19 protein-coding genes are annotated in these 19,551 nt (G+C 36.2%); 8 read left to right on the top strand and 11 right to left on the bottom strand.

The window, feature by feature from the left end; all coding sequences use genetic code 11:
• The first annotated feature begins 36 nt into the window (after positions 1-36).
• The 3 genes from ACIQXJ_RS04205 (at position 37) to ACIQXJ_RS04195 (ending at position 2,180) form a co-directional block, all read left to right on the top strand.
• Positions 37-441: a hypothetical protein gene (locus tag ACIQXJ_RS04205; RefSeq protein WP_172772022.1), complete on the top strand. Its 405-nt coding sequence runs from the start codon at positions 37-39 to the stop codon at positions 439-441.
• 174 nt (positions 442-615) lie between these two features.
• Positions 616-1,068 carry a helix-turn-helix transcriptional regulator gene (locus tag ACIQXJ_RS04200; protein ID WP_403050002.1) on the top strand — a complete coding sequence of 151 codons (453 nt, stop codon included), beginning with the start codon at positions 616-618 and terminating at the stop codon, positions 1,066-1,068.
• Between the two features lie 377 nt (positions 1,069-1,445).
• Positions 1,446-2,180 (top strand): metallophosphoesterase, encoded by a 735-nt coding sequence (locus ACIQXJ_RS04195; protein ID WP_403049999.1) that lies wholly within the window; start codon positions 1,446-1,448, stop codon positions 2,178-2,180.
• A gap of 39 nt (positions 2,181-2,219) precedes the next feature.
• On the opposite strand, the gene cyoE is transcribed toward ACIQXJ_RS04195, so the two are convergent.
• Positions 2,220-3,170, bottom strand: a complete 951-nt coding sequence (gene cyoE / locus ACIQXJ_RS04190; RefSeq protein ID WP_401010428.1) for a heme o synthase — start codon at positions 3,168-3,170, stop codon at positions 2,220-2,222.
• Positions 3,171-3,476: 306 nt separating this feature from the next.
• On the opposite strand from cyoE, the gene proC reads away from it, so the two are divergent.
• The gene (gene proC / locus ACIQXJ_RS04185) at positions 3,477-4,277 is read left to right on the top strand and encodes a pyrroline-5-carboxylate reductase (protein WP_403049995.1); all 801 of its coding nucleotides are present in this window, start codon (positions 3,477-3,479) and stop codon (positions 4,275-4,277) included.
• 58 nt (positions 4,278-4,335) lie between these two features.
• Here the strand turns inward: proC and ACIQXJ_RS04180 are convergent, their stop codons facing one another.
• From ACIQXJ_RS04180 to ACIQXJ_RS04155, 6 genes are all read right to left on the bottom strand, one after another.
• Complete coding sequence (locus ACIQXJ_RS04180) at positions 4,336-4,989, bottom strand: alpha/beta hydrolase (protein WP_403049992.1); 654 nt, start codon at positions 4,987-4,989, stop codon at positions 4,336-4,338.
• A 411-nt stretch (positions 4,990-5,400) separates the two neighbouring features.
• Complete coding sequence (locus ACIQXJ_RS04175) at positions 5,401-5,958, bottom strand: hypothetical protein (protein ID WP_403049989.1); 558 nt, start codon at positions 5,956-5,958, stop codon at positions 5,401-5,403.
• 99 nt (positions 5,959-6,057) lie between these two features.
• Positions 6,058-7,239 carry an NAD(P)-dependent malic enzyme gene (locus tag ACIQXJ_RS04170; RefSeq protein ID WP_403049986.1) on the bottom strand — a complete coding sequence of 394 codons (1,182 nt, stop codon included), beginning with the start codon at positions 7,237-7,239 and terminating at the stop codon, positions 6,058-6,060.
• Between the two features lie 379 nt (positions 7,240-7,618).
• On the bottom strand, positions 7,619-9,790 hold the full coding sequence (locus ACIQXJ_RS04165) for a bifunctional diguanylate cyclase/phosphodiesterase (protein ID WP_403049983.1): 2,172 nt from the start codon (positions 9,788-9,790) through the stop codon (positions 7,619-7,621).
• Positions 9,791-10,082: 292 nt separating this feature from the next.
• The gene (locus ACIQXJ_RS04160) at positions 10,083-10,784 is read right to left on the bottom strand and encodes a tetratricopeptide repeat protein (RefSeq protein WP_403049980.1); all 702 of its coding nucleotides are present in this window, start codon (positions 10,782-10,784) and stop codon (positions 10,083-10,085) included.
• 201 nt (positions 10,785-10,985) lie between these two features.
• Positions 10,986-11,465, bottom strand: a complete 480-nt coding sequence (locus ACIQXJ_RS04155) for a thioredoxin family protein (protein WP_403049977.1) — start codon at positions 11,463-11,465, stop codon at positions 10,986-10,988.
• Positions 11,466-11,656: 191 nt separating this feature from the next.
• On the opposite strand from ACIQXJ_RS04155, the gene ACIQXJ_RS04150 reads away from it, so the two are divergent.
• Together ACIQXJ_RS04150 and ACIQXJ_RS04145 are read left to right on the top strand one after the other, a co-directional pair.
• Positions 11,657-13,954 carry a YhgE/Pip family protein gene (locus ACIQXJ_RS04150; RefSeq protein ID WP_403049974.1) on the top strand — a complete coding sequence of 766 codons (2,298 nt, stop codon included), beginning with the start codon at positions 11,657-11,659 and terminating at the stop codon, positions 13,952-13,954.
• A gap of 80 nt (positions 13,955-14,034) precedes the next feature.
• Positions 14,035-14,541, top strand: a complete 507-nt coding sequence (locus ACIQXJ_RS04145) for a PCYCGC motif-containing (lipo)protein (protein ID WP_401010444.1) — start codon at positions 14,035-14,037, stop codon at positions 14,539-14,541.
• Positions 14,542-14,877: 336 nt separating this feature from the next.
• Here the strand turns inward: ACIQXJ_RS04145 and ACIQXJ_RS04140 are convergent, their stop codons facing one another.
• A complete protein-coding gene (locus ACIQXJ_RS04140) occupies positions 14,878-15,414 on the bottom strand; it encodes a hydrolase (RefSeq protein WP_403049971.1) in 537 nt (178 codons plus the stop codon).
• 242 nt (positions 15,415-15,656) lie between these two features.
• On the opposite strand from ACIQXJ_RS04140, the gene serC reads away from it, so the two are divergent.
• On the top strand, positions 15,657-16,745 hold the full coding sequence (gene serC, locus ACIQXJ_RS04135; protein ID WP_403049968.1) for a 3-phosphoserine/phosphohydroxythreonine transaminase: 1,089 nt from the start codon (positions 15,657-15,659) through the stop codon (positions 16,743-16,745).
• Between the two features lie 338 nt (positions 16,746-17,083).
• A complete protein-coding gene (locus ACIQXJ_RS04130; protein WP_403049965.1) occupies positions 17,084-17,419 on the top strand; it encodes a hypothetical protein in 336 nt (111 codons plus the stop codon).
• Between the two features lie 67 nt (positions 17,420-17,486).
• Here the strand turns inward: ACIQXJ_RS04130 and ACIQXJ_RS04125 are convergent, their stop codons facing one another.
• Genes ACIQXJ_RS04125 through ACIQXJ_RS04115 form a run of 3 tightly spaced genes read right to left on the bottom strand, consistent with a single transcriptional unit; the run spans position 17,487 to position 19,536 of the window.
• Positions 17,487-17,915, bottom strand: a complete 429-nt coding sequence (locus tag ACIQXJ_RS04125) for a Fur family transcriptional regulator (protein WP_172772037.1) — start codon at positions 17,913-17,915, stop codon at positions 17,487-17,489.
• Positions 17,912-18,775, bottom strand: a complete 864-nt coding sequence (locus tag ACIQXJ_RS04120; RefSeq protein ID WP_403049962.1) for a metal ABC transporter permease — start codon at positions 18,773-18,775, stop codon at positions 17,912-17,914. Before ACIQXJ_RS04120 ends, ACIQXJ_RS04125 begins: the two co-directional genes overlap by 4 nt.
• A 14-nt stretch (positions 18,776-18,789) precedes the next feature.
• Positions 18,790-19,536 (bottom strand): metal ABC transporter ATP-binding protein, encoded by a 747-nt coding sequence (locus tag ACIQXJ_RS04115; protein ID WP_403049959.1) that lies wholly within the window; start codon positions 19,534-19,536, stop codon positions 18,790-18,792.
• Between the last annotated feature and the right edge of the window lie 15 nt (positions 19,537-19,551).

Raw genomic sequence — 19,551 nt, 5'->3', positions numbered from 1 at the left:
TTTATATAAATGATTCTATTTTCAGGGGGCAATGTTATGAAACTTTTTAAACTTTATCATTCTGACGGTATCCACATTATTACCGATGTCAAAAAACACAAGACAAATATCGAATTAAAAACGATTACAGGAGAAATTTTATATATTATCGTTGTAACAGACGAAAACTATACAGTATACGATGACCGCTTCGCTGGTGCTTCTAAGCAGTTAAATTCTGTTGAGGCATTTGATATTGACGGAAGTTTCAGAAGCCTTGACTTCGATAATATGCGCTCATTATTCAAAGAAGCATTTACGAAACTATTACAGGAAATCGCTGAGTGTGTAAATGATGGAGACGAGCTAGTCGATCTTGATACTTTACGCCATAAAGTAAGTGCCCAAATTAAAGGAATTCATTTCCGTGTTATTTCTGACACAAAAAAATATGAATATTAATTGCCTGTTATCACAATCAACAGACTGCTCAATGAGAAAGATTCTTCTTTGAGCAGTCTTTTTCTTTCGCTCCGTATTCTATTACCATTTCAAATGCAAGCTCCCCAAATCTCGCACTACCATTTTGACTTTCATGTATAATGGAGCGTAACAACCTGATGAAAGGATGTTTGTATGAATCGTGAACAACTAATTTCCCTCATTTCAGAGAAACTAAAATTAATTCGAACAGAAAAAACATTAACGCAAGATCAAATGAGCAACCTATTAGGTCTTTCAAAAAAAACACTCGTGCAAATTGAGAAAGGGCGCATTACAACCGGCTGGACAACTGCAGTAGCTGTATGCGCACTATGTCGTGAAAGTTCAATTTTACAGCATGAGCTAGGCGGTGATCCCCTTGAGGTTGTTGACTTAATCGCTAATAATGGTACATTACAACCACAGGAAAAAACGATGGGCGGATACATATGGTGGAAAAATGTAAATGAGTGGAAAGGCTATCGTTTACAACAAAATGTCATTAGTCAACATTATCGAATTTTAGATACCTACAACTACCGCTTGCTTTCAACCTTTGACGAAAGTATCGCGGAGCAAGAATGGAACAAAATTAAAAATAGTTAAATTATAATTTGAATATAAACCCCTAATCCCAAGGAGGTTTATATTCAAATTATTTATTTCTCAACAAACATCTAAGGAACATCTAGAATACTTCTTATTTCCCTCCAACACTTACACTACTACAATTCCTCCTCTCATTTATTGCAAATCTATAGACAAACGATTAAATGCTCACACTCTCTCTGACATAAGATAAAAGAAGGCGATAATTTGTAGAAGAAGCGTTATCGTATGAACATAAACCTCTAAAATGGTTACTTATCTAAAAATGTTTCAGGTATTTTTGCCGTCATTAATAAATGAGAAAAGTCGAATTTTGTAAGATTCTTCTCTATAATGAAAAGTAACGCCTGTTATACTGGAAAGGATGCTTTTTTATGACACGTATACTAGCAATTAGTGATATACATGGGGAACTAGAACTTTTGGAAGAATTATTGCTAAAGGTAAAGTTCGATGCAACACAAGATGAGCTATTTTTACTTGGGGATTATATTGATCGAGGTCCTGCTTCTTGTGGCGTTTTAAATATAGTTGCAGAACTACAAGCAACTGGGGCACGGGTTCTACTAGGAAATCATGAAGCTATTATGCTAAAAGCTTGTCGTTCAGGGACTCCAAAAGCTTGGAATCATTGGACTTCGCTCTGTGGCGGAGATGCAACACTTGCCAGCTATGGCTATCATGTGGAAGATTTTGAAGACGCTATTGTCAGCAATACATTACCTAGTTACATTCAAACATTACCGAAGCTCGAAGAACATTTACAGCTTATAGAAACTTTTGAAACTTATATAGAGTTAGAAGATGCCATTTTTGTACATGGCGGCGTTGTGCCTGGCCTAGCATTGACGGACACAGACCCTTTACAACTTATATGGATTCGAGAAGAATTTCATACAGGCTATGATGGAGAGAAAACGGTGATTTTTGGGCATACCCCTACTTATAAGTTGCATCAGGACCCAACAAATTACGATGTTTATTTTGGTGACAATAATATTATCGGCATAGATGGTGGTGCTGTATTTGGAGGGAAGCTTCACGCACTCGAATGGCCGCATCGCCAAATTACATCTGTTGAAAGTGAAAAGCCAACAAGCTTAGAATAACTTGTTGGCTTTTCTATTTAGTTTCACCTATAACTACAGTTAATATAGTTTAAATATAACCCCAGCTAGCGAATAAATAATAACTGTTGAGAAGAGAATTGTCATATGCAAAAGTGAGAACACAAACATTTTTGTCGCCCACTTCTCTTGATTTTTATTGCTATGATAGCCGTAAATACTCATTGCAAGCCATGCGACACTTAATATAAGTGCTACTAGCATAATACCCATACTTAACGAACCAAATAAAAAGCTAGATAATATTAGCAATATTAAATAAAAGTTCGTTTGGTAATAAGTTCGACGCATCCCTTTTATTACAGGTAACATCGGAACATTGGCCGCTTCATAATCTGCATGCTTTCGAATAGCAATCGCATAAAAGTGTGGCATTTGCCATATGACCATGACAAAAAAGAGACCCATTAAAGCTGGGTGTGTAATATCTGAAGATACTGCCGCCCAACCAATTAAAGGTGGTACAGCGCCTGATATACTCCCTACTTCGGTATTATAAATTGTGCGACGTTTTGTCCACATTGTATACGGTACAACATATAAAAAGACACCAATAAAACCAAATAATGCTGCTAGTGGTGATGCTAGTGCTAATACACCTATTCCAACAATTAGCATAACGATTGCTAAAATCATCGTTGTTTTTGCTGACATTTCACCTGTTACTGTAGGACGATTTTTCGTACGTGGCATAATGGCATCTATATCACGGTCATACACATTATTAAACGCACCGGCAGCACCGATAACAAGTGCTGAACCAACTGTTGCAAAAATGATTTCTGGTATATTGTCCAAAAGCGTCATTTTATTTTTATACATCCCTAGCGTCAAGCCAGCCCACATAGGAATTAAATTGGATTTTATAATACCTGTTTTAACTGTTTGTGCTAAAACATTAGAGAGTGAGTGTTTCTCTATTGTCTTTTCTACAGTTTGTGGATTTTGATCCGTTTTTAGATTTTGTTCCATTCCTCTTAATTCCTTTTCTATTATAATTTCTATATGCGTCCTTCGATAGAAAGAGACATTTTTTGCATTCAACATATCAAATTATTATTTTACCCCTTTTAGGGCAGCTATGTCTCAAAGTTCACATAAAGTACATGATTTCATGAATGAAATAGGTTTAAGCCAAATCACAACTTCTTCTATGATACCACCGACTAGCATGAATTTGAACCTAATTGCCTTCTTTCCTGCATAATGCTATTCAAGAAAAACAATCTGCTCTATACTAATAGGTATGTTCTATTTAATTGAAGGAGTGTCTAACACGTGAAATACGGATTTATTGGTCTAGGTAATATGACCACAGCCATTATAAAAGGAATGTGCAATAGCGGAGATTTTGATTCCTCTTATATATATGGCTATAATCGTACAAAATCTAAAACAACTAAACTTGCAACCTCTTATGGCATACAAGCGACAACTTCCATCGAGGAACTGATGGTAAATTGTGATGTCATTATTTTAGGTGTAAAACCACAAATGTTACCTGATGTTTTGCCAGAAGTTAAAAACCATTTACAAGAAAAGCATATGATTGTTTCCATTGCTGCTGGTAAAAATCTCAACTACTTCCAAGGCTACCTTTCAGAGTCCACACCAATTATTCGCGTTATGCCAAATATCAATGCCCTTATTGGCGCATCAACAAGTTGCTACACTACAAATGAGCAGGTGACAGATTCACAACTTCGACTCATTACAACATTATTTGAAACAATTGGCACGATTATTGAAGTACCTGAACACCTATTCTCCATCTTTACGACAATTGGTGGGGCTTCCCCTGCTTTCACCTATATGTATATTGATGCATTAGCTCGAGCAGCTGTGCGTGAAGGTATGCCTAAAAATATGGCACTTGATATAGCAGCGAACGCTGTATTAGGCAGTGCGAAAATGATCTTACAATCAAAAGAACACCCATGGGCACTTGTCGATCAAGTATGTTCTCCAGGAGGAACGACAATTCAGGGCGTATCTTCACTGCAAAGCAATCATTTCGAAACGACAATCCACGATGCAGTTGCGGCTGTAACGGATAAGGACCGCAGTCTTTCTATATAAAGCATAAATATTAAACGGCATCGAGAAGTTTATTCCCGATGCCGTTTATTTTCTATCATTACTGCATGTTCTCTTGTAATTGTTGTGTTAAAAACATCACTAAATCTTGTCTGTTTTCCGGCGTAACACCATGTCCATCTGGATATTGTTTGAATGTAACAGATGCACCGAATTGTTCAAATAGTTCCTTGCTTTCAACGCCCCATTGAGATGGAATAACATAATCATAATCGCCATGAGAAATAAAGGCATGTAGATGATTAACTGTACGAATTGCATACTCCTCAGTGACAAATTTTGGCGTGTATCCGCTTAATGCTACAATGCCTGTAATTAAATTGCCCATAACAAAAGCTAATGACTGTGCCAAAACCGCACCTTGACTAAATCCAAGTACATATACTTTGTGAGGGTCAATTTGAAACTCTTCAATAGCTTCTAACATAAAGCGTTGAAGAGCAATTAACACTTTGTCAAAAATAGCTCGATCTGGTTTTCCAACTTCCTGAATTGTGAAAAAGGCATAGCCAGGTTTTTGTGTAATAGGACCTCTTACGCTAATTATATGACATTGGTTTTGAAATTCTTGTACTAATTGCGGTAGATCATCCTCATTACTACCCATGCCATGCAATAGAAAAATAGCTGGATATTTTTTAGTCGGGTCCAGATTTGTTGGTTGTGTATGTTTAAATGTAAATGGTGTATTCATGGACATAATTCCTTTCAAGTAAACTCAGTCCTATTTTATCATATTGCCCGATTATCCTGCACAGATGTTGTTTTTTATAAAGGTTAATTTCTAGCTTTCTAAAGCGTAAAAATCCACTTTGCTATCCGCGGGCACACACATAAGCCGCAACCCTCGCTTGTACGTGGTTTGCTGTCTTATGCTGCGTGCGTTCCCGCAAGAGTCTCCGTGGATTTTTACTTGGTTATATATTCATTTATCTATTAGCCATGGGATGGAATTTAAAATTGTATCCAAATTGTTTGAGTGACTGGCACTTCAAATAAATAGGAAAAATCGACTTCGCTTCCCTCGGGCACACACGTAAGCCGCAACCCGTGCTTGTGCGCGGTTTGTTGCGTCTTATTCAGAATTGTTTGAGTGCCTGGCACTTTATTTTAAGTTTGTTTTTGATATAAGACCGTCCGTATGATAGGCTATATAACCGTTAATGATGCGCAGTGTTTCCTGTGGATTAGCGTCAAATAATACTTTTGATTGCGCAGGCGTTGATACTAGTACTGTTAGTAAATCCATGCGCATCGAATGTCCAGCAGAGCTATATGCGTAATCATAGATAATATCTTCTTCTGATAAGCCATCTGTTTCATATTGTTGATGGAATAACTCTTTTGCCATCTCCATCCGTTCAGCTACTTGCTGACGAATCCGCATTTGATGCATAAGCAATTCCTCTTCCAGAACTGCTGGTTTTAACCATTGTTTTTTCTCTAGCATATTGATAAGCTCATTTTCCCAAACTTGCTCATTATCAGTGAAATACAGCATATTTACCATCAGCATATCCCAAAAATCCGTTTTAGATGATGCTGATTGACGTTGCATTTCAATCGTCTGATTAAAGTGTTGCTCGACCTTTTCAATATTCATATTACGTACTAAATGGTGACATACATTTTCAATAAATTTATTCGCTACTTCTTGTGCCATGATAAAAACCCGTCCTTATCTCAACAAATCATTTCTTCTCTATCATACCATGATTGTTGAATAGAAAGAAATGGACAACGTTTAGGTTTGGCTATGAGGTTATTGGAATAATACTGATACGCCTGACTCAATTGCTGCATCACTAACAGCTTTTGCGACAACACTTGCTACGCGCTCATCCATTGATTTTGGGATGATGAATTCTTCTGATAAATCCTTTTCAGATACTAATGATGCAATAGCATCTATTGCTGCTATCTTCATTGCCTCGTTTATATCTGTGGCGCGCACATCCAATGCCCCTCTGAAAATCCCAGGAAACGCTAACAAATTATTCACTTGATTAGGGTAATCCGAGCGACCAGTCGCCATGACACGAACGCCCCATGCTCTCGCATTATCATAAGTGATTTCTGGATTAGGGTTTGCTAGGGCAAAAACAATCGGATTTTCGTTCATTGACTCGATATGACCTTTTGTTAATAAATTGGCTACTGATACACCAATAAAAACATTACTATCTGCAATGGCATCCTCTAATGTCCCTTTTAAATTTAGCGGGTTTGAGATTTTTGCAATTTGGTCTTTGATGCTATTCATCCCTTCTTTACGACCATTATAAATAATCCCCTTTGTATCACACATTACTACATTTTTATATCCCAGTTGTATTAACATGCGTAAAATCGCAATTCCCGCAGCACCCGCCCCATTAATGACTACCTTCATGTCCTCTGGTTTTTTGTTAACAATTTTCAATGCATTAACTAAGCCCGCTCCTACTACAATCGCCGTCCCATGCTGATCGTCATGGAATACAGGAATATTACATTCTTGACGAAGACGATTTTCAATTTCAAAGCATCTTGGTGCTGAAATATCTTCAAGATTAATGCCACCAAAAGTTGGAGCGATTGCCTTAACAGTCCTTACAATTTCATCAACATCCTTAGTTGCGAGACAAATAGGAAATGCATCAATATTTGCAAAACGCTTTAGCAAAATTGCTTTCCCTTCCATTACAGGTAATGCCGCTTCTGGGCCGATATCACCTAAACCTAGAACTGCAGTGCCGTCCGTAACAACGCCAACTAGATTTCCTTTAATGGTGTAATCGTATACTGCTTGAGGATTTTTTTGGATTTCGATACATGGTTGTGCAACGCCAGGTGAATAAGCAAGACTTAAATCATATGTATCCTGTACTGGCACCTTAGCAACAATCTCCATTTTCCCTCGTGCTTCCTTGTGCAACTCTATTGCTTTTTGCATAATATCCATCGTCAAAACTCCAATCTTTCATTCCTTATCCTGCAATAAATTTATCTCGTAAACGCCGCTATAATTTTACAAATAGCATTCATTATAGTTCTAACCAAAATTATATTTTTAATACAAAACGCATTAGTTTGCTCTTTATGCCTTTTGTTGAGTTGATTAAAGCTTAGGGGGTGTGTCCTGCTTAGAACAGATAGGGGTACCTCGCACAGGTGTTCCTGCGGAAAGCATTTGCCGTAGCGGACATCAATAACAAAAAAGTGCTAGATTGATTGCAGTCAATCTAACACTTTTTGTTCCAGCAGCATGTTGTTTGAAGTATCGCACCTTCCTCTTCACACAACATGCATAGTCTATTAATATGTTTTTATTTTACGCCAAACTACACATGTAATTTCTCTAAAATATTTTGTGCATTATGTTGAAGCATTTGATAGTTTTCTTGCAAAAATGCTGGGTGTAATGGCTTGCTAAATAAAAAGCCTTGTACTGTTTCACAATGACCAGCTACTAAATAATTAAGCTGCTCTACTTCCTCAATACCTTCGGCAACTACCTTTAAACGGAGATGCTTAGCCATAGATAATATCATATCGACTAAAGCCTTATCAGTATCATCGCTTTGAATTTTTTGGACGAAGGAACGATCAATTTTTAAACAATCAATTGGAAAATCCTTTAAATAGGATAACGATGAGTAACCTGTCCCAAAATCGTCTACAGCAATTGTTACACCAAGTGCCTTTAATTGATGTAAAATCATTGTCATATGATCTATATTGATCGTCATACTTTCTGTAATTTCTAATTGTAAATATTTTGGATCTAATTCTGTTTGTTCAAGGACATGCTGAATCATCTCCACTATATTTTGTTGAAACAATTGACCTAACGAAAGATTGACCGCAACTTTGATGGGCGGTAACCCTGCTCGCTCCCATTCCTTCACTTGCTGACACGCTGTTTCTAACACCCATTGCCCAATCGGAATAATTATCCCTGACTCCTCCGCAATTGGAATAAAGACGCCTGGTGAAATCATCCCCTTGCGAGGGTGTTGCCAACGGACCAATGCCTCAACAGATAGAATTTGTCCAGTCTGCAAATCAACCTGTGGCTGATATTCCAGCAATAACTCATTATTTTCAATTGCATGATGTAAATCATTTTCTAAAATAAGTTTCTCGGTAATATCGCTCGACATTGAAGTTTCATAAAATAATATGCGTGAAGGCACTTTACTAGCTTCATGCATCGCATAAACAGCAAACCTTACGAGCTCCTCTTCCTTATACGCATCTGTGGGGAATAAAGATATCCCGATATTTAAATTCCCATTCAATGAAAAATGTTGGATTTGGAAAGACTCCAACATGGCCACCTGCAGTTGTTTACAAAGCTGCATAATACGTTGTGTATTTTTCGCCTCATCAATAAAAACAATAAAACAATCTTCTCGTAGCATGCTTAATAAATATTTTTCAGGTAAGGTATCCTTCATCCTTTGTGCCACCATACTGAGCAATCTATCTGCATATGAACTACCCAGTGAAGCTTTAATCGCTGAAAACCGTTCGATTTCTACAGCCAAAATAGCCTTATTGCCTTTGGTTTTGTATAAACTTTTTTGTAATGATTCCATTAAAAAACGTTCATTTGGTAAATTTGTAACTTCATTATGATAAGCCATGTGATGCATCTTTTCTCTAGATTTCTCTAGATGTTTTTGCATTTCTAATAATTCCCGAAACGGCTTTTCTATAGAGGAGAAATAAACTGCTTTAAAAAGAAGATAAAATGAACTCAATTGAAAAATATGTCCTAAAAAGTTTTTAATATCGTAGACGTCTCGATATATTGTAAAAAGAATATCACTAATTATTAAATAAATAGCACTCCCTAGTAATAGAAAAATGATTTTAGGCGCATTGTTGAATTTTTTTAATAATAGGAACATGATAGCGATATGACATACAATTGCTATATACTGCAATGAATTTTTCAAAGCTGTTGGACCAACACCATCAATAACAAGTGGCGGTAGTATAGGATTCGGTGCGTAAATCAGCATAAATAAAGCAACAATCACAAATAATGGCGTACAATAAATAAACCATCGATAAGTATTTTTTTGAATAGGTCTATCCTTTAGACAAAAAATGACTAGGATTCCACAGGACAATACTAATCTACCAATTATATAAAACCATGTTGCGGCATAACTAGAACTCTCCGTAATAAAAAATGGCATCCCTTTGTAAGCAAGTGCGTGTGCCACTTCAATAAAACTACAAGTTAAAAATAAAGCACCTATGTATAAAGTCTTCTTAGATAAAATATAAGGTGTCGTTAACCACGACTGTATTGCAATTGTCATTGTTACAACAATAATAAGGATTTCCATTAGTAAATGAATTGAAACATAATTATGCTTTCCGAAAATCGCGTAAAATTCTTCACTCCAGTAACCGATAATTAGCAAAATAACAATGGAGTATATAATGTATTGAATCCCTTGCCTCAAAAAAGAATATTGTTTATTTACTTCCCACAAGATGACCCCTACCTTCTCTTTGCCCATAAGTAATTCATTATTTATATATAATTTAAAGCTAATATTCTACTAATAGATTACCATGATATACCTAAATTTCAATCAAAAGAAAATTTTGTTTATAGTCTCTATTGAGTAACGATGAAAATTTAATGGAATTACTAAATTCCTATTATAACCCTCTTCCATATTAGTATTTTTCCATTAAAAATAGAAAGACCGAAGGCAACTCGAATTTTTCGAGTTTGTCTTCAGTCTTATTAATTAAAAAACAATGTAATTATGCATCAGTTTATGAGAATACATAACTATCCATATTATCAATTGTATTTTGAATAGCATCTTTTAAAGAACGCTGGTGCTCGTCGCAAGAAACAATCGCTTCTTCTAATGCAATCGCCGCATTGGCCATAAAGGGAGCCATCTGTAAATCTTTTGCAAGTTGAATAAGTACAAGTGCTTTATTCCACTTCCAGCGTGCATTCGTTGGATCTAAATTAATGGCTTGTTCCAAATAACCAAGTGCATCAAAAGGCATCCAGCCAAAACGATGCATTGTTTGACCTGTTATTCCCCAGTATAAAGCCTTGTTCGGATTTTCTTTCACTGCTTGTTTGAAGCAATGGACACTTTCATTATAATGATGTGCAAATAAAAACAGCTCACCCTGTGTGAAAAACGATTGTGCTTTTTCAATTGCTGTCCCTGTTTTAGCTATTTCCTCAAGCTCTTTAACACGCTTCGAAAATGCAGCTTCATCTTTTAGAGCACGTATTTCTACAACGGCATCGGATTCAGGGTAACTTTCATTCGCACGTTCCTTATGCTGTATTTCTACTAAAAGTGTTGGCTTAGGGAATGTAGCAAAGTCGTACTCCTCTAGTAAAGTTATATATTTAATAGCTAATGCCTTTTCTGGGCTTTCTGTTACTTGCAGAGCTGCCTCATAACATTTCATCAGCTCTCCATTATAAAAGTAATCATCCATTGTCATACAAATTTCCTCCAGTTTAAAACTTTACAGTCTTTATAGTATACATTATACATATTCCGTATCGTAAACAAACTACGTTTTATGTGAAATGCCCACTTCCATCACTCAGAGTGTTCGTGAGCTCACCTTATATTAATATGTACCAATCCTATAAAAAAAGAGACTGTCCAATATTTCCTTTGGATCAGTCTCTTACAAGCGTTATTTTTTTAACACTTCTTTATCTAAGAAAGAGCGTAAATCTTGTTCTGCTAAAGCACCTACAAAGCGTGTTACTTCCTTACCATCTTCAAAACGAATGAAAGTTGGTGTTGCTTCAATACCATACTTATCCCATAGATCTGTATATTCATATACGTTTAATTGAGCAATGTTTACACCAAGTTCATCTGCAATAGGCATTAACACTGGGGTAAACGCTTGGCAGTGTACACAAACTGGACTAAAGAAGTATGCGTTCACATCTTCTCCGTCTTTAATTTTCTTTTCTAGCTCATCAGGCAACATAATATTTTGGTAATTTTCATCATCTAATTGATCGATTGTTTCTTGTGTTAACTTTTTGTCACCATACGGATTATTTGCACTAGCAAGTTTGTTTTTGTTCGATACATTGGTAAGCACAATAATTGCTGCAAATAATACAACAATAACCGATCCAATAATTAGTAATTTTTTCAATTAAACTCCTCCAATTTAACACAAAAATGTCCTACTTTTAGTGTATTTGGGATTGATTATAAAGTGTTTTTAGAACCTAGTAAACTAATTAGTCTTTCATATTAAATTTTCCAACTATTCAAACATAATTCAGTGCATTTATGGAAACATACTACTATAAGCTCAAAATGAATTTGGAGTGAAATTTAACTATGAAACACACTTTCCAACATGTCTTTCGAATTTACAAAAGTGATATCCTGAATATTTTATCAAACTGGGTAGTTGCTGTTATCGTTGGTGGTCTCATTTTTTTACCTTCTCTTTATGCATGGCTTAATATTTACGCTTCCATGGATCCATACGCTCACACTGCCAATATGAAAATTGCTGTAGTAAATGAAGATGACGGGACAACTGTTAAAGGAGAAGATCTAAATATAGGAAAGGAGTTAATGACTAATTTAAAAGAAAATAATAGTTTTTCCTGGTATTTTACCCCTAGGCAAGAAGCGCTCGATTCATTAAAAAATGGAGACTATTTTGCAGTACTTATCGTTCCTAGTGACTTTTCCGAGAAGCTAACATCCATTCTGACAGATGAACCGACAAAAGCGCATATTGACTACTATGTAAACGAAAAAATCAATCCCATTGCCCCTAAAATTACGAGTAAAGGCGCTGGCGTTATTACCCAACAAGTTTCAAGTGAGTTTATATCAACGGTAAATGGCACCCTTTTTTCGATGTTCAATACAATTGGTATTGAAATAGAGCATGAACTTCCAGACTTTAAAAAATTTGAACAGTATATTTTTACGATTGAACAACATTTACCTGATATTGAGTCCTTTTTAGCAAAAACTGCAACAGGTGGAAAAGATGCTGAAAAATTGTTAGACACTACTATTAGTGAAATTCCTAAAATAGAGAAAATCACGAATAATGGTCTTACAACTATTCAAAGTGGTTTAAAGCTAATCAATGAAGCAGATACACTGTTCAATCAGCTCTCGCCAATCGTTAAAAAGGATTTAGAAAGTGCGCAAACAATTGCACAGCAATTCACAAATCTTTTAGAAAAATTGCAAAATGTTACATCAGATACATCGACATTAGAGCAGTCTAAAGACGAACTGCAACAACAATTAACGTCTTCGCTAGATAAAGTTAACAGTAGCATTCAGACTTTGGAGGCTTTACAAAAACTCACACAGGCAGATGCAACATCTCGTAAACAACTTGAAAATTCGCTTCAAAATGTTATTACATCACTTCAACAAAACAGCTCTAACGATGATAATAAAGCTATTATTCAGCAATTAGAGTCTATACAAGGAGCGTTACAAGCTAATCCTACAATTACCGACTCTTCGACGGGTGCGCTCTCTTCATTGCGTCAACTAAATGCTTTATTAACGGATATAACAAGTAAAGTACGGCAAATAAATAATATCGATGAGGAAAAGATAAAAAAAGATATTGCTGAAGTCCAAAAAATTGCCCAAGATGCTGCCGACAATTTAAAACAATTTCTTAGCTACTATTCAGAAAATCTGGAGCCGCAAATTCATACAACTTTGAATGGTGCGAAAGATACTTTAACGAATGCATCAACAATGCTAACGAAGGTTCAAAGCTCACTTCCACAGGCTCAACAACGGTTAAGCAATGCTAAAAATACGCTCGTAACAGCCAATAAGGCGATTTCTACAATTCAGTCAGACTTTCCAACGCTAAGCAAAAAAATTACCGATCTTGCTAATAAGCTTCGAACACTAGAAAATGAAACCGATATTTCTGAAATTGTTCAATTACTAAAGAACGATGTCGATGCTGAACGGAATTTCTTTGAAGAACCTGTACAACTAGAAGAACATAGAATGTTTCCAATCGCGAATTATGGAACAGCAATGACGCCTTTTTATACGGTGCTATCTATTTGGGTAGGTTGTTTGTTACTTATCTCACTACTTGCGGTCAATATACACGACAACCAACAATATAGTATTCGTGAAATTTACTTTGGGCGATTACTGACATTTGCAACAATCTCATTTATCCAAACATTGATTATTACAATTGGCGATGCTTTATTATTAGATGTTTCTATTAGTGCGCCCTACTTCTTTATTATTTTTGGTCTAATCATTAGCTTTGTCTTTATAACTGTTGTCTACACGCTAGTATCCGTATTTGGAAATGTCGGAAAGGCGCTAGCAATCGTTATGTTGGTCTTGCAAATTGCTGGTTCTGGAGGCACCTATCCAGTAGAGTTATTACCAAAGTTTTTCCAAGTAATCAATCCGTTTTTACCGTTTACTTATGCAATTGAAATGATGCGGGAGGCAGTCGGTGGCATCATTTGGCAGAAGGTATGGGTAGATCTCGCATTTTTGTTAGGCTTTTGGCTAATTTTTATACTGTTTGGCTTTTTCTTAAAAAAATTACTAGGCGAAAAAATGGAACTTTTAATGAACAAAACACGTGGTTTAGATATATTTCATTGAAAATCGTCCTTGTCTGCTATAAATATTGACAGGGACAATGTTATAATGGAAATATTGTAAACATGTAGGAGGCGTTTGTTTTGAAAAAACTTGTATCCATTTTTACGTTGTTGTTACTCGTACTAAGTGCTTGCGGGACAGATAAAGCAATTAAAGAAAATCCGAATGATTCACAAGATGAGGCTTCACATGATGGACATGCTCACGTTTCAGGAGACATTCAGGAAGAAACAGCTAGTGCCGATGTATTACCATCATTTTTAGATAGCCAAACTGAAAATATTCGCTTAGTTTACCAAATTGCCGGGCAATCAACAGACATTTTAGAGTGGATGCCTTGCTACTGTGGCTGTGGAGAATCCGCAGGTCATAAAAGCAATTTAAATTGCTTCATTCAGGAAAAACGTGAAGATGGCACAATCGTCTGGGACGATCATGGTACACGTTGTGGCGTTTGCTTAGAAATTGCATTACAATCAGCAAAAATGCATAAAGATGGCATGAGCTTGAAAGAAATCCGCCAAACTATTGATGAGACGTACAAAAATGGTTATGCGAAACCAACACCAACTGAAATGCCTGCTTAAATATTTGAGGCTGTGATAAAAGGGAAAAGTGTTAGATTGACTAGGAATCAATCTAACACTTTTTCCTGCGCCGTTGATGTCCGCTACGACTTAGTAAGACGCAAGCCTCGCAAGCGCGCGGTTTGTTGCGTCTTACGCTGCGTGCGTTCCCGCAAGAGTCACCGCCTCTGCTACCATCAACTTATTATTTGCTAAATTTGATCTATTGTAAAAGAAAGAAGCTAAATTCTTCTTCATTATAAATAGCAAATTTACAAACACCTTTGCCCCCTGCTTCAAATTTCATCCTAACCTATGTCGACACTCTAAAACGCATCGTCTTGTTGTGTTTTTTTGTTATTTAATAAGTTGTAGCACCGTTTTAAAATGTGTATGATCTGCTCTTTGTAAAAGCTCATATAATATCATCTCAGTGCTCGTTGGTAAAATGCCTAATGCCTTCATTTTATCTATTGCTATTTCCTTATTGGCTTTAGTACGAGAAGATACGGCATCAACAACTACCTCAACTTCAAACCCCTGCTCCTTCAATTGTCTTGCTGTTTGATAGACACAAATATGCGTTTCAATACCCGTTACAATAAATTGCGTACGTCCACTCGCTTTAACTGCCTCAATGAACTCTTCTTCTTGGCATGCACTAAAAGCCATTTTGGCAATTGGATTCCCTTGAAGATGCTTTGCGATTTCTAGCGCAGTGCCACCTAATCGACTTGGATTTTGTTCCAACCATAATACCGGAACATCCAGTGCTTGCATACCTTGTACAAGTTTTGACACATTTTGAATAACTGTTTCGCTATCATCTACAATCGTTGCCAATTTTCCTTGCACATCCACGACAATCAGACTTGCTTGTTCTACTGTAAACATAAAAACAACACCCCTTTTCATTACTTAACGATAGTATACCGAAATTTTTTTGTCTATGTAGTATTTCAGAAAAATGCATCATGCCAAACATGTATTGTGTGCGAATTGTGTGCGTGCCTGACACTAAAATGCTCATTTTCATCCTACATAAATAAAATATTGAGAATTTTGTTTTTTCTCTTGAAAATTAAGTTATAATCCAGTAAAGTGCTTTTATTAAACAAAACAAGGAGTGTACCACTTTGACACAACGTGCATACAATTTTAACGCAGGCCCTTCTGCACTACCGCTAGAAGTTTTAGAAAACGCTCAACAACAATTAGTAAACTTCCGTAATTCAGGTATGTCTATTATGGAAATGAGCCACCGTAGTGCAATATTTGACGAAGTACATAATGAAGCAATTGCTCTATTAAAAAAACTTTATGCAATTCCAGAAAACTATGAGGTACTATTTTTACAAGGTGGGGCAAGCCTGCAATTCACAATGGTGCCGATGAACTTCCTTCAAGCAGATAAAAAAGCAAGTTATGTTTTATCTGGTTCATGGGCTGAAAAAGCATTCAAAGAAGCAAAATTATTCGGTACTCCTGTCGAAGCAGCAAGCACAAAGGAAAATAAATATCGCAACATTCCAGCATTATCAGATATTCAGTTTAATGAAGATGATGCATACGTGCACATCACATCAAACAATACGATTTACGGTACACAATGGAAGGAATTCCCTGAAACAGGCAATGTTCCTTTAGTAGCAGATATGTCGAGTGACATTTTATCTAAACCTGTTGACATCAGCAAATTTGGTATCATTTATGCTGGTGCGCAAAAAAACCTTGGTCCTTCTGGTGTAACTGTCGTTATTATTCGTAAAGACTTATTAGAAAAAGCTAACAAAGACATTCCAACAATGCTAAAGTATACAACACATACTGATGGTAACTCGTTATACAATACGCCACCAACATTTGGTATTTATATGTTAGGTGAAGTATTAAAATGGGTAGATGCTAAAGGTGGCGTTGAGGCAATAGCTAAACTTAATGAAGAAAAAGCGCAATTAATTTACGATGCGATTGATAACAGTAATGGCTTTTACACTGGTCATGCAACGCCTGAAAGTCGTTCATTAATGAACATCACATTCCGCGTCGCTGATGAAGAACTAGAAAAACAATTCCTTGCAGAAGCAAAAGCAGCTGGATTTATTGGACTAAATGGTCACCGCTCAGTAGGCGGTTGCCGTGCATCAACATATAATGCTGTTCCATTAGAAACTTGTGAAGCACTACGCGACTTTATGGTAGCATTCCAACAAAAACACCAATAATAATATTCAACGACGAATGATTGCTTAAAATAGCATCATTCGTCGTTTGTTTTTTTGAAACAATGGCATGATTGCTCCCCTCTATAATTTATATGTATTGTCTTCTTCTAAAAATTCTTTCTATTTTCCCAATGATAGACTTCTATCTTTATGACAATGCTATTGGTACAAACATACATTTACAAAATAAAATAAACTTACAAAGCATTTTTTTAAAGAAAAAAATAGTTTTTTTAGTGTCTATCGGACATATTACCAACCTCCTTGCTTTTACAAAACATAGATTATAAGTGTAAGGCAATAGCTTTACATTAATTATAGAAAGGAGGTAGTATCAAATGGAAGATAGAAGATATGTTACACACATGAATTGGGCTCCTTGTAAATGCCAAAAACCTTGCAACTGTCACCAAAAGAAACAACATGAGTGCAAAGAAGAAAAAGGTCATAGAGCAATGAATCACTGCAGAAGCTGTATCTGTGAGCAATTAAAATGTTTAGAAGTTGGCACTGTAGTAGATGTTTTCTTAACAGGCGGCCTTAGTTTCCTTGGTTTGACTTTCGTGAGCTTTAATGCAAGAAATTGCTGTGCTTATTTCCTAGAAGCAGGTTCTACAACACCACTTATTATTGACTGTAAAAAAATAGATGCTATCCGTATTGTAAGAAGATAGTAGTAGTCTTCTTATGCCCTTTCCTTCTAACATTACTCCTTCACAATAAATAAAACCCTGTCAAATATTAATTTGACAGGGTTTCATGTTTACAATCTGGACATTTACCGTATATTTCAAATTTATGATTTTCGATTTCATAATCAGGAAGCTTTTCACCAAGCATCTCCATTGGACAAAGATTGAGCTCTTTCACATTGCCACAATCCATACATATGAAATGATGGTGATGATGTTCAGACTCACAATGCATGCGAAAATTTCGTTCGCTGGATAACTCGGTTTCTTCTAATATGCCAAGCTGTACAAACGTTGAGAGATTTCGATAAATCGTATCAAAACTCATACCAGGAAAATCTTTTTTCAGCACATCTAATAAATCTCGAGCGGTTAAATATTTATCCGTCTCTGCAAACATATTTAAAATTAACTCACGTTTATCTGTTTTTTTATAGCCGTTTTCTTTTAAAATTTCCCACGCTCTTGAAATATTCACTGTGCTGCCTCCCCTTGTTTTGCTGATAGCTTTAACATCGTTTTCTTACCTATAATTACAAGTAATAAAATAAGAATTGAAGTTACAACAATTGTACCACCTGGTGCTAAATCTAAGTAAAATGCACTTACTAATCCAATTAACACAGCTACCTCTCCAAATACAATTGCATAAATAATCGTTTGCTTAAAGCCCTTTGCAAGACGCATTGCTGCAGCAACTGGCAATGTCATTAAAGAAGATACAAGTAAAATACCTACGATGCGCATACTTGCTGCAATGACGAGCGCTGTCACGATCATAAATAAAAGATGGACCCAGCGTGCTGGTAGACCACTGGCTTTCGCATATTCCTCATCAAATGATAGCACAAAAAGTTCTTTAAAGAATAAAAATAAAAAGACAATAACTACAATGGCAATGCCAATGACAACCCATAAATCTTGTCTAGAGACAGCCGAAACGGAGCCAAATAAATAACTCATTAAATCGGTACTAAAGCCACTGGCAAGCGATATAAAAATGGCGCTAATTCCAATACCGCCGGACATAATAATCGGTATGGCAAGCTCTTCATAGTGCTTATACAGTCGACGTAAGCGTTCAATTAATATTGAACCACTAACTGAGGCTATAATACCAAGGTAAATAGGATTTAGCATTGCAAATGCAGCAAAAGATTGACTTACATACAAGCTACCAGCAATACCCGCAAGTGTGACATGGGATAAAGCATCTGCAATTAGTGATAGTCTGCGAACGACTATAAATACCCCTAGAAGTGGTGCGATGATGCCAATCAATAAGCCAGAGAAAAAGGCATTTTGTAAAAACTCATAGTTAATAATTGCTTCAATCATTGTGCCTTCTCCTTCTAATGAATCTTTCTCACGGAATGGCCGTACCAAGCGTCAAGCGCATCCTGAGAAATAGAATCAAATTCGTCTTTGTAACCGTGGAAATGAATCGTTTGGTTGAGGCAAGCAACATGGCTAATTCGGTTTGAAACTGTATCAACATCATGTGTGACAAGAATCATCGTAATTCCTTGTTCCCTATTCAAATTCGCCAGCATATCATAAAAGGACTGCACATTCTCGTGATCGATGCCGACAGTCGGTTCATCCAGAATAAGTAATTTTGGCTCGCTTACTAAAGCTCGTGCAATAAAGACACGCTGTTGCTGTCCACCAGATAGTTCACCAATATTTTGATTCATAAAGGCATCCATTCCTACTGCCTTTAAAGCCTCATATACTTTGTTTTTGACTTCTTTTGTAGGACGTTTAAATAGCCCTAATTTTTTTGTTAATCCACTGATGACTACCTCTTGTACAGTTGCTGGAAAACCTGAATTGAAGGCATTGGATTTTTGGGAAACGTAGCCTATCCATTCACGATGTTTAAATGTTGCACTTGGCTCTCCAAACAACTTAATTTCGCCAGACATTGGTTTCAATAAACCTAAAATAATTTTTAATAATGTTGATTTTCCTGAACCATTAGGTCCGAGGAGTGCTAAAAAATCTCCTTCTTCCACACGGAATGAGATATTTTTCAATACTTGTGTATAGTCATATTGAAATGACACATTATCGATGTCAATTAATGTTTTTTTCATGCATGATCGCTTCTT

This window comes from Lysinibacillus sp. NPDC097868 (genome assembly GCF_044761135.1).
GTDB lineage: Bacteria > Bacillota > Bacilli > Bacillales_A > Planococcaceae > Lysinibacillus.
The sequence above is the reverse complement of the archived record's forward strand: the minus strand, read 5'-3'. Positions and strand labels throughout refer to the sequence as shown.